At 31.4% G+C, this 13,590-nt stretch carries 10 protein-coding genes; 8 read left to right on the top strand and 2 right to left on the bottom strand.

Annotation, left to right across the window (positions count from 1 at the left end; translation table 11 throughout):
- Positions 1 to 130 precede the first annotated feature (130 nt).
- The 6 genes from LL966_RS08720 to yidC all read left to right on the top strand — a co-directional run bounded on the left by LL966_RS08720 (position 131) and on the right by yidC (position 8,914).
- Positions 131 to 949 (top strand): hypothetical protein, encoded by an 819-nt coding sequence (locus tag LL966_RS08720; protein WP_229352476.1) that lies wholly within the window; start codon positions 131 to 133, stop codon positions 947 to 949.
- Between the two features lies 1 nt (position 950).
- Positions 951 to 1,535: a hypothetical protein gene (locus LL966_RS08715; protein WP_229352474.1), complete on the top strand. Its 585-nt coding sequence runs from the start codon at positions 951 to 953 to the stop codon at positions 1,533 to 1,535.
- A gap of 9 nt (positions 1,536 to 1,544) precedes the next feature.
- A complete protein-coding gene (locus LL966_RS08710) occupies positions 1,545 to 3,731 on the top strand; it encodes a peptidase domain-containing ABC transporter (protein ID WP_229352472.1) in 2,187 nt (728 codons plus the stop codon).
- Positions 3,724 to 5,049, top strand: coding sequence for an HlyD family efflux transporter periplasmic adaptor subunit (locus LL966_RS08705; RefSeq protein ID WP_229352471.1), 1,326 nt, complete (start codon positions 3,724 to 3,726; stop codon positions 5,047 to 5,049). The genes LL966_RS08710 and LL966_RS08705 overlap by 8 nt, the downstream gene beginning before the upstream one ends.
- 256 nt (positions 5,050 to 5,305) lie before the next feature.
- Positions 5,306 to 6,922 (top strand): CTP synthase, encoded by a 1,617-nt coding sequence (locus tag LL966_RS08700; protein WP_229352470.1) that lies wholly within the window; start codon positions 5,306 to 5,308, stop codon positions 6,920 to 6,922.
- Between the two features lie 78 nt (positions 6,923 to 7,000).
- Complete coding sequence (gene yidC / locus LL966_RS08695) at positions 7,001 to 8,914, top strand: membrane protein insertase YidC (RefSeq protein WP_229352469.1); 1,914 nt, start codon at positions 7,001 to 7,003, stop codon at positions 8,912 to 8,914.
- A 52-nt stretch (positions 8,915 to 8,966) separates the two neighbouring features.
- Here the strand turns inward: yidC and LL966_RS08690 are convergent, their stop codons facing one another.
- Positions 8,967 to 9,944 (bottom strand): fasciclin domain-containing protein, encoded by a 978-nt coding sequence (locus LL966_RS08690; protein ID WP_229352468.1) that lies wholly within the window; start codon positions 9,942 to 9,944, stop codon positions 8,967 to 8,969.
- A gap of 288 nt (positions 9,945 to 10,232) precedes the next feature.
- On the opposite strand from LL966_RS08690, the gene LL966_RS08685 reads away from it, so the two are divergent.
- Together LL966_RS08685 and LL966_RS08680 are read left to right on the top strand one after the other, a co-directional pair.
- Positions 10,233 to 10,943, top strand: a complete 711-nt coding sequence (locus tag LL966_RS08685) for a toxin-antitoxin system YwqK family antitoxin (RefSeq protein ID WP_229352467.1) — start codon at positions 10,233 to 10,235, stop codon at positions 10,941 to 10,943.
- Between the two features lie 88 nt (positions 10,944 to 11,031).
- A complete protein-coding gene (locus LL966_RS08680; RefSeq protein ID WP_229352466.1) occupies positions 11,032 to 11,589 on the top strand; it encodes a DUF4956 domain-containing protein in 558 nt (185 codons plus the stop codon).
- On the opposite strand, the gene LL966_RS08675 is transcribed toward LL966_RS08680, so the two are convergent.
- Positions 11,586 to 13,463, bottom strand: a complete 1,878-nt coding sequence (locus LL966_RS08675; protein ID WP_229352464.1) for a PEP/pyruvate-binding domain-containing protein — start codon at positions 13,461 to 13,463, stop codon at positions 11,586 to 11,588. The genes LL966_RS08680 and LL966_RS08675 overlap by 4 nt on opposite strands.
- Positions 13,464 to 13,590 lie beyond the last annotated feature (127 nt).

The raw sequence follows: 13,590 nt of genomic DNA, 5'->3' as shown, positions 1-13,590 counted from the left end.
TGCAAACAAAGGAATTGTAAGTAATAATCAGGTTAATACTTTTGTAAATAATGAATTAACGGCTGCTGGTCAGCAACAAAATACTCTTCAATATAACCTTCAATATAATTTCCAATTACCGGGGACAATATTGGATAATGTAACAGTGCCAAATAATTATAAAGGTCCAAGTAAAATACCACAAGGAGTTGTGATAGATAATATGACCTTATATATTGATAATTCAAGTAATAATACAGTTAGTACTGGAACCAACTCTTCTGATAGTCTATCTTGGTATGCAATGCCTTTACACGGAAGTGCTACAAAGCCTACAATATTAGAAGCGGCTTTAATGTCAAAATCAGTTTATGGAGGCAAAGATCTTCTTAATTCGAATGATCTTATGGGGTGGAAAGTATCGCAACCTGTAGAAGGAGTCATTTATGATGATCCTGTTACTGGATTTAAATCAGTGTTGTATGAAAGAATGATAACAGGGACAGGTGAAAAACAATATTGTTATGTAACAGCAGGAACAGAACCTGGCGATTATGGTGATTATGCAGCGGATGTTTTACAGACTATTGGGGTTTCTAAACAATATTATCAATCTACAGAGAATGCTAAAATTTTGAAAGCAATATATGGTGATCAATTATCATTTGCTGGACATTCTTTAGGAGGGGGTATGGCTGAAGCAAACGCTCGTATGACGGGAGAAAGTGCTACCACTTTTAATGCCGCGGGATTAAGTTATGCGACAGTTTTATTTTTAGGTACAGGTTTAGTTTCAGACACACATTCTTATATTATGCATGATGATCCTTTGAATTTAGCTCAAACATCAATTAGCGGATTAACAACAGCAGGGGGACAAAAACATTTTGTAAGTGCTAATGGAAGTGAGGGAGGTTATAGTATTGATGCTATGATTAGCTCACTAAAAGTTTCTCAGAATATTAAGTAATATGAATAAAAAGGTATTTATAATAATTGGAATTATTTTTTTTCTGCATTCATGTACATGCAAGTGTGTTAAAACACATCTCACTAAAGAAGAGAAGCAATGGTTTTCAGTTTATCAAAAACAACAAGAAATCATTTTTGAAAGTAATTTAGGAAATCTTGATACTTTAGTTGTGGTTGATAAATATGAAATTTATGGAAACAAGGATTGCAATTGTCGGGAAATAGGAACTATACAAAACAATATGATGAACATTGATTTGAAGTCTAAGATTTGCCATAATGATTCATATTGTGTTAGTAGTGTGTCAATAAGTAAAGATGAAGTAAGTCAAAAATCTTTCCCTAGCTTTAATCTTTTTGGTCTATTTTATTCAGGTTCACACATAAAATCACTTCCCCAAAAAACTTGGGTTATGTTAAAAACAACTAAAAAAAAATACACAAATGTATATATTTTTGAAGATGGTATAAATGCAAAAAATTTTGGGAGAGGATATTTGAAATCTTTTTACTGGGATAAAAAAGAAGGTTTACTTAGATATGATACAAGTGAAGGGGAGATTTTTGAGTTGCTAAAAAAATAGAGATATAATATGTTCAAATTTCCTCATGAATATCAGCTTGATGCCAAAGATTGTGGTCCGGCTTGTATTAAAATAATTGCTAAATATTACGGCAGGTTTTACAGCCTGCCTTTTTTACGTGATTTATGTGGTATTACAAGAGAGGGAGTAAGTTTTTTAGACATTAGCGATTCCTGCGAAAAAATAAGTTTGCGTACTAAAAGTGTTAAAATAGATTTTGATACATTTAAAACTATTCCATTGCCATGCATTGTACATTGGCAGGATAATCATTTTATAGTAGTTTATAAAATAAATAATAAACACGTATTTGTTTCAGATCCTGCCAAAGGCTTATTAAAATACTATCATGAAAATTTTAAAAACAGTTGGCTAAAAGAATCTAAAACAGGAGCAGTTTTAGCCATTGAACCAATGGCAGATTTTAAACAGCGCTCTATAAATGATAAAATAGAAAGACGCAAAACGTTTGAAAATTTCTTAGGTTATTTTACACCCTATAAAAAGAGTTTTGTAAACTTGTTTGTGGTCATGCTAATAGTAACAGTTTTGCAGGCATTTTTGCCTTTTATTTCAAAAGCTGTTATTGATGTTGGAATCCAAACAAATGATTTAGATTTTATTGATCTGGTTTTAATTGCCAATATAACCATTATAGTCAGCATTTTATTGAGTAATATGGTTCGGGATTGGATTCTGCTTCATCTAACATCTAGAATTAATATCTCATTAATTTCAGATTATCTGATCAAATTAATGAAACTGCCCATTACTTTTTTCGAAAATAAATTAATTGGAGACATTTTACAGCGAGCACAGGATCATGAACGTATTCGGGATTTTGTAATGAATAATTCTCTGAATTTTATTTTTTCGATTTTAACATTTTTCATTTTTGGAATAATTTTGATGATATACAGCCCTGTTTTATATTTGATTTATGTTATAGGGAGCATATTATTCATTGGTTGGGTTTTATTTTTTCTTCAGTTTCGAAAGAAACTAGATTGGGAGTATTTTGACATACATACTAAAAACCAAAGTTATTGGGTAGAAACCATTGGAAGCATTCAAGATATCAAAATCAATAATTATGAGAAGCACAAAAGATGGAAATGGGAAACTTTACAGGTTCAGTTGTTTAAGATTGATCAAAAAATACTAAGAATCAATAATGCTTTAAATCTAGGGGCACAGTTTATTAATCAGTTAACTAATTTAATTATTACTTTTTATTGTGCGAAGTCAGTAATAAAAGGTGATATTACTTTTGGGGTAATGATTTCTACTCAATTTATAATAGGAATGTTAAATGGTCCCATCATACAGTTTATATCTTTTATTCAATCAGGGCAATATGCTAAAATTAGTTTTTTAAGATTGAATGAAATACATGAGTTGGAAAATGAGGAAGAAAATGATATTACCAATAATATAAAGCTTCCAGAAGACAAAAGTTTGTTTTTAAGAAATGTAAGTTTTCAGTATAGCCGTAATGGTGATTATATTTTGAGCAACATCTCTCTGGTAATTCCTGAAGGTAAAGTTACAGCAATTGTTGGTGATAGCGGAAGCGGAAAAACTACTTTGCTGAAATTAATACTGAGATTGTATAAGCCTACTCATGGCGAATTGTCAATGGGAAATTTGAATATTCAGAATATTAATTTAAAACAATGGCGAGAAAGCTGTGGTGCAGTCATGCAGGATGGTAAAATATTTAGTGATACTATTCAAAACAATATTGTTTTAGACGATGAGAATATTGATTATGAAAGATTGAAAAAAGCAGTAACTGCTGCAAACATAGCTTCTGAAATTGAAGCAATGCCAAAGGGATACCAAACGATGATGGGGGAAAATGGAAGAGGTTTAAGCGGAGGACAAAAACAGCGTGTTCTTATTGCAAGAGCTTTATATAAAGATCCTGATTATCTGTTTTTTGATGAAGCGACAAATTCATTAGATGTAATAAATGAACAGAAAATTGTAGTGGCATTAGAAGAAATATTTAAGAATAAGACTGTAATTGTTGTAGCGCATAGATTAAGTACAATTCGTAAAGCAGATCAGATTATAGTGTTGAAAAACGGTTATATTACCGAAATAGGAAATCATGATATGCTGATGGCTCGCGAAAATGGACATTACTATCAATTAGTTAAAACACAAATAGGAGATACGGTAAATGGCTAGCAAAGGATTTCATAAAACATTGAATGAAAACAGAACAGAAGAAGTTGCATCGATAATTGAAAGAATGCCAACTAAATTCGGTGCAACAATTAGCGGAGTTGTTGTTGGATTAGTTTTGCTTTTGCTATTATTTGGCTGGTTAATTAAATATCCATCAATTTTGTCTGGACAGATTGTTGTTAATACAATGCAAGCTCCAGTTAAACTTGTAGCTTCAACATCGGGTAATATTATTTTATTAAAAAATAGGTCAGGTATAAAAGTTAATACAGGAACATATTTAGCTTATATAAAGAATGAAGCAAACTTAAAAGATGTTCAATTGTTGGATGATTTGCTTTCTAAAACTAATGTTCATGAGGTTACTTACAATAAGCATCGTCATTTGTTTCCTGAAAATTTATCTTTGGGTGAAATAAATAATAAATATTTTAATTTTTTAAATTCATTGTATCAATATTTAGATTACTCAGTTCAACAGCCATATGAATTTCAAAAACAGATAAATCAAAAGTTGTTAGAACTGCAGCAAAGCAAATTCTCCCAGTTAAAAAACGATTTTAAAAATCAGGAAATTAAATACAAAATATCACAGAGCCTTTTTAAAAAAGATTCTATTTTGTTTGAAAAAGAAGTAACTTCTAAAGCAGATATAGAGAAGTCAATTATTGCAAAAGCAAATAGCATTCTCGATTATAATACAATTGATAAAGAAATAAATAATACAAATTATCAAATAAAGGAAACTCAAAATAAAGCGCAAGTTATAGCTATTGAAAAAGCTGTAAAAGAAAGAGAGCTTGTTGTTAATTTATTCAACAGCTATTATGATTTGATAGATTCAATAAAAAAATGGGAACGCACCTATGTTTTTGTTTCACCAATTAATGGCAAAGTTGATTTCTTAAACTTTATTAGAACAAATGATTATATACAGTCTGGGCAAGAATTATTTAAAATAATGCCTGATAATAATCAATTGATTGGTCAGGTCAATCTGCCAGAAAATGGTGCAGGTAAAGTTAAAATAGGGCAAAGTGTTATTATTAAACTTAATAATTACCCTTATAATGAATATGGTTCAATAAAAGGTAAAGTAAAAAGAATTTCGTTAGTTACAAATCAACAAACTCTGTCAGATAATCAAAATAAAATTAATTCTTATTTAGTTGACGTTAAATTGCCATTTGGATTAAAAACTAATTATGGTGTAGAACTTAATTTTCACGCGGAATCAAAAGGAACTGCTGAAATCATTACTGAAGACAGAAGGTTAATTGAGCGTTTCTTTGATAATTTAAGATACAAACTGAAATAAAATCTATTATTTCTTTCATTATTCTAAACCGATAAATAGATTTTCGATTTAGTAAGGTTCTCTATAATTAGTTGCGAATTTTTAGCTAAAATCCTAAAAAGCTTTCATTTTATAAAGTCAGAACTTCAAACGGCTATTTAAATTGAAAGAAGTCTAAAAATTTAAAAATTATCTCATTCTGGAATTGATAAATTGTCTAATTAAATTTGTACTTTTGCCAAGTTTTTTACACAACTACTTACAAACGAACAACAGAATGAATCAAACAAAATATATTTTTGTTACAGGAGGTGTGACCTCTTCATTAGGAAAAGGGATTATCGCGGCATCTTTGGCAAAATTGTTACAAGGAAGAGGATACCGTACAACTATTCAGAAATTTGATCCATACATTAACGTTGATCCAGGAACTTTGAATCCTTATGAGCACGGAGAATGTTATGTGACAGATGATGGAGCTGAAACAGACTTAGACTTAGGACACTACGAGCGTTTCTTGAACGTTCCTACTTCTCAGGCTAATAACGTTACTACAGGAAGAGTCTATCTTTCGGTTATTGAAAAAGAAAGAAGAGGAGAATTTTTAGGAAAAACTGTTCAAGTTGTTCCTCATATCACAAACGAAATCAAAGACAGAATGCAATTGCTAGGTAAATCTGGCGATTATGATATTGTAATTACTGAAATTGGTGGAACGGTTGGTGATATCGAATCTCTACCTTATATTGAATCTGTTCGTCAGTTGGTTTGGGAGTTAGGTGAAAATAATGGAATCGTAATTCATTTAACTTTAGTTCCTTACTTGGCTGCAGCGGGTGAGTTAAAAACAAAACCTACACAGCACTCTGTTAAGACTTTAATGGAAAGCGGTATAAAAGCAGATATCTTGGTTTGTAGAACAGAGCACGAATTGTCTCAGGAATTACGCCAGAAATTAGCTTTATTCTGTAATGTGAAGAAAGAAGCGGTTATTCAGTCAATTGATGCTTCTACTATATATGAAGTTCCAAATTTAATGCTTGAAGAAGGATTAGACGTTGTAGCTCTTAAGAAATTAGATTTACCTAAAAAAGCATCTCCAGATCTTAAAAACTGGAATACTTTCTTGAAAAGATTAAAAAGTCCAAAACAAACTGTAAATATTGGTTTAGTTGGAAAATATGTAGAGATGCAGGATTGTTACAAATCTATTTTAGAGGCGTTTATTCATGCAGGTGCTGCAAATGAAACTAAAGTAAATGTAATTTCAATTCACTCAGAGCATATTAATGGGGATAACGTAGAAGAGAAATTAGGAACTCTTGATGGAGTTTTGGTTGCTCCAGGTTTTGGTGAAAGAGGTATTGAAGGAAAAATCGAAGCAGTTCGTTATGTGCGTGAAAATAATATTCCATTTTTCGGAATTTGTTTAGGAATGCAAATGTCTGTTATCGAATATTCTAGAAATATTTTAGGTTACGCTGAAGCGAATTCTACAGAGATGAACGATAAAACGCCTCATCCAGTTGTGAATTTAATGGAAGAACAGAAAAATGTAACCGATAAAGGAGGAACAATGCGTTTAGGTGCTTGGAAATGTGATATTAAACCAAACACTTTGGCACACAGAATTTACGGAGAAAAAACTATTTCGGAGCGTCACCGTCACCGTTATGAGTACAATAATAAATACGCTGATGAATTGCAAAAGGCAGGTTTAAAAGCTTCTGGAGTTAATCCTGATACAGGATTAGTGGAGATTGTTGAGCTTGAAAATCACCCTTTCTTTATTGGTGTACAATACCACCCAGAATACAAAAGTACAGTTGCAAATCCGCACCCGATTTTTGTAAACTTTGTGGCTGCTGCAGTAAATGCACATAAAAAACAGTAATTAATATTTTGAGAAACTTGTAACTTTTGAGATCAACTCATTACTAATAGCTTCAAAGAATAACTTTTTTAAATAATAATGGAAGAAAAAAAATTTGATCTAAATTCGATCATTGGTTTTGTATTGATATTTGGAATTTTGATTTGGATTATGTACCAAAATCAGCCTTCTGAAAAAGAAATCGCTGCTGAAAAAGCCAAGAAAGAATTAGTTGCTAAACAAGAAGCACAAGCAAAAGCAGATAAAGCTAAAACGGCATCATTACCAGCTGCGGCTGTAACTCCTGGTGACACACTGCAATTGGCAAAATTGCAAAAAACTTTAGGAGGATTTGCTTATTCTGCAACACTTCCTTCTGCAAAAGAAGCTTTTACTACAATCGAAAACGAGAAGATTAAACTTAAAATCGCTAATAAAGGTGGTTATATTGTTGAAGCTACTTTAAAAGAATTTGAAAGATTTAAAAAAGGTTCAGGTCAATTAGTAGAATTGATTAAAAACAATAACTCAAACTTAAATCTGCAGCTTCTTACAACAGATAATAGAACATTAAATTCTAAAGATCTGTACTTCGAGCCAACATTAGAAAAAATTGGTGCAGACCAAGTTTTATCTATGCGTTTGAAAGCTGGAGCAAACGAATTTTTAGAGTATAAATATATTTTAAAACCAAATGATTATTTAGTTGGTTTTGATATTCGTACTCAAGGATTAAACAGAGTTTTAAATTCTGCTAAACCAATTGACTTGCAATGGGATTTAAAAACATACAGAAACGAAAAAAGTGTTTCTTATGAAAATCGTTTTGCTCAGATTGATTATAAATATGAGGAATCAAAATACAATAATGTAAGTCAACATGGACAAGGTAAAGAAGAAACTCCTGAGAAAGTAAGTTTTGTTGCTTTTAAACAACATTTCTTTGCTACTATTTTGTCTACAGAAAAACCTTTTGAAACTTCAAAATTGCAATCTGATGATTTAGTGAAGGATGAAAAAATTGACACTGTTTTTACAAAACAGTTTAAAGCTAATTTGCCTTTGGCGTTTACAAACGGAGAGATCGATTACAAAATGAATTTGTATATGGGGCCGGCTGATTATAAAACATTAAAGGCTTACAACAAAAATTTTGATAAAATCATTCCATTAGGATGGGGAATTTTCGGATGGATTAACAAATTTATCTTTGTTCCATTATTTGGATTCTTGAGCTCTACCATTGGATTGTCTTTAGGAATTGCAATTATCATTTTTACCATTATTATCAAATTGGCAATGTCGCCAATTACCTATAAGTCATTCTTGTCTCAGGCAAAAATGAAAGTTTTAAGACCAGATATTGCTGAGTTGGGAGAAAAATTCAAAAAAGACCCAATGAAGAAACAACAGGAAACAATGAAGTTGTATAACAAAGCGGGCGTAAACCCAATGGCAGGTTGTATCCCAGCGTTGATTCAGTTGCCGTTTATGTATGCTTCGTTTCAGTTTTTCCCTGCGGCTTTTGAATTAAGACAGAAAGGTTTCCTTTGGGCTGATGATTTATCATCTTTTGACTCAATTGCAAAATTGCCATTTAGCATTCCATTGTATGGAGATCACATTTCTTTGTTCCCGATTTTGGCAGCAATTGCAATTTTCTTTTACATGAAAATGACTTCTGGAGATCAGCAAATGGCAGCTCCTCAGCAGGAAGGTATGCCGGATATGGCTAAAATGATGAAAATCATGATTTATGTTTCGCCATTAATGATGTTGATTTTCTTCAATAGTTACGGTGCTGGTTTGAGTTTGTATAACTTTATTTCAAATTTAATTACAATTGGAATTATGTTTGTAATTAAAAACTACATTGTTGATAGCGATAAGATTCACGCTCAGATTCAAGAAAATAAACAAAGAGAGCCTAAAAAGCCAAGTAAGTTTCAGCAACGTCTTCAAGAAGTGATGGAACAGCAAGAAGCTGCAAAAGCTCAGAATAAAAAGAAATAATATATATTGATAAAAAAAAACGTCTCGTTTTAACGAGACGTTTTTTTTATGGTTAAAATTTTGGCAGCAGTACTTTATCAATTGCATGGATTATACCGTTTGAACATTGTACATCTGTTACGATAATATTGCTTATTCTATTACTTGCATCAGTAATTTTGGCTCCTCCTGTAAGGCTAATTGTGAAATTTTGATTTGCAAAAGTATTAACTACCTGTCCGTTTGTCAAAGCAGTAGATTGTACGTTAGCTCCCGCAACGACATGATATTTCAAAGTAGTTGCCAATACGTTAGCAGGGATTGCTGGCAGACCAGAAAATCCAGCTTCGGTTAAGAAACTTGTAAAAGCTGCGTTTGTAGGTGCAAAAACCGTAAATGGTGAACTTGCAGTTCCAGATAATATTCCCGCAAAACCAGATGATGGATTGTAGGTCAAAGCTGCAACAAGAGTCGAGAAATTTTTATTTGCTACTGCATGATTTACGATAGTTGGAAGTCCGATGACACCATCAACCAAATGAATAACACCATTTGAAGCTTCAATATCTGCAGTTGTTACTGTTGCACCGCCGTTGGCTTTTCCTCCATTAATATCAACTGCTGTGTTTTTTTCGAGATACATGCTTATAGTGTTTGAAGCTGAAGCATTTCCTTTTGCTAAAGTTTTTACATATCCTGTTGTAATATCGCTTGATTTTACTTTTGTACTTAAAACATGGTTAAGTAATATTTCTTTTAAGGCAGCAACAGGAACTGCATTTAAATCAGCATAACCGTTTGCAGAAAGGAAAGCGCTAAAGGCTTTATTGTTAGGAGCAAAGACAGTATAAGAGCCAGAGGCGTTCAATGTAGCAGCTAGATCTGCTTTTTCTAAAGCAGCAACTAAACTGCTAAGATCAGGATTTGCTTTCGCGATAGATACAATCGTTTGTGAATTCTGTTGCGAGTCATTGTCATCATTATTACATGAAATGCTGACTAAGCCAATTAATGCTAGAAAAGCAATTAATTTAATTTTGAATGTTTTCATAATATAGTTTTTTTTATTTGTTAATCTAAATTATGAGATTTTGTTTAACTTTTATTACATAATATTAAACAAAAGTTATGTTTATTACATGTCTTTTTTAGTTATTTACTGTTTTTATGGTATTGATTATTAGTTATTTATGTTGTTTTAAACTATTTGTAGCTCTAAATCTCATTTAACAAAATTTTAAATAGTATTTAAGAGCTAAAAAATCAGTGAAAAAGCAAAATTGGTTATACTTTTGCAATACTAAAACACGCTTTTTAATGTTATAAAGAAAAACAGTTTATGAAAAAAATTTGGATTTTGTTTCTAATTAGTGCAGCCGCTTTTTCTCAAGAAGCCAATAGAGTTGATGGCAGCGGTAAAAAAGATGGCCTTTGGAAAGGTGTTTATACAGAATCTAAAAGACCTCGTTACGAAGGGACTTTTGACCACGGAAAAGAAACAGGTGTCTTTAAATTCTTTGATGATACTAAAAAAGGAGATGTAATTGCAACTAGAGATTTTAGTGCAAATGATGGAAGTTCATATACCATTTTCTACGATCAGAATAAAAATAAGGTAAGTGAAGGAAAAGAAGTTGGAAAGTCTCGTGAAGGAGAATGGAAATACTATCATAAAGCCTCTAAAGTTTTAATGACAGTGGAAAATTATAAAAATGGAAAATTAGAGGGTGTAAGAACTATTTATTATCCAAATGCTCAAATTGCAGAAGAGATGATATATAAAAATGGTTTAAAAGAAGGAGCTTATAAAAAAATAGGTCAGGATGGAACGCTTTTAGAAGAATCAAACTTTAAAAATAACGAATACAATGGAGATGCAGTCTTCTATGATTCAGATAAATCTGTTGCTTCTAAAGGCAAATTTGTAAATGGTAAAAAAGCTGGAATCTGGCAGTTTTATCAGAAAGGAAAATTGACAAAAGAAGTAAATATGAGCGATCCTAAAAATACAAATAAAGCTGCTGAAAAAGGTTCTGCTCCAAAAAAATAATCCCATAAAAGCTTCTTCTTTACTTTATTAAAAATAAAATAAGAAAAGAATAATTTGTTTACATTTGAGTAACCAATTATTCTGACCAATGGATTTGAGCGAACTTTTAGGAAGATTTCTGCTATTGTTTTTTTCAATTTTGGCTTTGTATTTTTTCTCCAATAGAAAAGATAATGCAACCATAAATCCACTGATGGTTATTGTGGGGCTTTGTACTTTTTCGCTCTGCTATCTTTTTACAAAAATAGAAATCGGTATTGGAATTGGTTTTGGTTTATTTGCGATTTTTTCGATACTTCGATTTAGAACACAATCTTTTACTGTAAATGCAATCATCTTTCTTTTTGCAACGATTACGTTGTCTATTTTAGACATTATGTATCCGTTTGAAAAGATAGAGCTATTGTTGTTTTTTCAAATCACAATTATCGGATCTTATATAGCGGCTTCGGTTATTGTCAATAAAAAAGCTTCAAAATACCTCAATGCCGTTGATCTAAAAATTCCGCTTGACGATAATTTTTCTTTGAATTCAGAAGTAATTAGGAAATCAATTCAAGACAAAATCAAGATTGAAGAATTTGATTTTAGAATTACTTTAATCAATGCTGCGACAAATGAAATTGATGTATTGGTGTTCTATTAATCATTAAAAGGACGTGCTTGTTTGATATATAAATCTCTCTTTTCGCCTACAATTTTAAATTCAATATCCACAGGATGGAATTGGTTTTTACGCCAATATCTGTACATTTTGGTTTCGATTTTTTTACTGACATTGAAAATGTTACTCATTTCTTTTCGGCTTAGTAAAGGTTCGTTATTATTTAAATTAGAGTTTGAGGTATAATCAATGTCAAAGTCGGTATCATCTTTTCCATCGTTGAAGTGGTATGCTACAAATTGTTCGCAGATTTCTCCTTTTTCGGGTTTTACAACAGAGTTTTCTCCTTTTTGAATGTTGACTGTAACGCCTGGAAAGTTTTCTCTAAAAATGTTTTTTGTAATGATTACACCATTAGCCAATTCGTCAGGAAACGAACGATGTACTAAAACACCCATGACAATATTTTGTTGGTCGATTCCAAAAAGTTCTCTTTCGTTGTATGAAGCTTCATTCCAAACGCTTGCCCAAACTTGTTTGATTGCTTTTTCGAAAGTTTTGATAGAATCACCTAAAATTCCTGTTTTAGAATCATACAATCCCGCGCCATTAAAATCGTCTAAATCTTCTGCATTAGTAGAAGAACGAAATCTGAAGTTTTTAAATTTAGCATTTTTAAAAGCAACATTTAATTTTGAAATCAATTCAGAATCAATTGGCTCTTTTTTAATAGCATCTCTGACTTTTTTCAATTGCTTATTAATCCAGACAGTTGAATCTTTATGCGGATAAGCCAGAAGTTCTGATATTAAGGGAGAAATGTTAGGGTTCTTAATATGTTTGATGTAAAAATAAAAAGGAATGGCATGTGCATTTTCTGGGACTTTAAATGGAATTTCTTTTGAAATGGCAATTAAGTACGCCATATTCTGCGCTTTTGAACCGATATAATCAACTCCTTTTTTCGGAATTACAGATAAATCAACTAATTCCGTTACAGTATTATCAATCGTTAGTTTTTTCTTTTTACCTAATGTTTTTGGATTGATTTTTTTTGTCGTTTCTTTAATAAAAAACGTATCAACTTCGATTTTTAACTCTACTTTTTTGGAAAGCAGTTTTTTGATATTGTTATCCTTGTCAATATTTGTGTACGCCATAATTGGGATTTTTCGATTCTTTCCTAAAAGCACCAAATGACTTAAAGGCGTTTGAAGTTCGTTTACAATTATGCCTCTCACATTGGGCAGAATATCAGGAGTTCCATCCAAAATAATAATTTCATCAGCATTAGGTTTTATGGTTTCTAAATCTTTGATTTTATATTGTTTAAGAATCCCAATGTTAGTTCCGCGAACCACTTCTTGATATTTAATTTCGCCAAAAATATAATCTGATTTCACACACGGAATTTTGAATTTATTTTGCTGAAACCATTCCATCGTTTCTGGATTATTCAAGTAAAATTTTAATTTTTCGCCAATAAACGTGGAAGTTCTGACTAAATTGAAAAAACGCTCAATTAAAGAGATAGGCATGTGGTCAGAAGCTGCCAGTTCGAAAATCCATTTGTCTGTGCCTTTAATATGGTTTAAATTTCCAAGCAGAAAATCTCTATTTTTATCTGTGTTACTGTAATTTTCGTTATTGAAAACGTCTAGATCTTTACTGTAGCCTAAATAATTGGTAACAAAATCAAAATGCAGTAAAATAACACTACTGTTGAAATAATACATTTTTTGTTTTCGCAGATCATAAACTACTTTTACGGATTCTATATTGGAAAATTTATCAGATAGAGGCTTTCCTTTAAAAGCTCTATATGCCTCGTAATTTGGCAGAGTTGCCATATAGCGCTGCGCACTTAAATTCATAAGTACAAACAGAAAAATCAAACTGTAGAGATACTTTTTCATATTTTTTAAGGAATGAATAAATGTACTTAAAAAAGCAATAAGTTTTGTCTACTGTAGGATTACTTAAAGTAATGAAAACCTTTGTGAGATTTTCTATTATTTGGCGTACCTTTGCAACCTTAAAAAA

It is taken from the genome of Flavobacterium chungbukense (genome assembly GCF_020805785.1).
GTDB classification, from domain to species: domain Bacteria; phylum Bacteroidota; class Bacteroidia; order Flavobacteriales; family Flavobacteriaceae; genus Flavobacterium; species Flavobacterium chungbukense.
The sequence above is the reverse complement of the archived record's forward strand: the minus strand, read 5'-3'. Positions and strand labels throughout refer to the sequence as shown.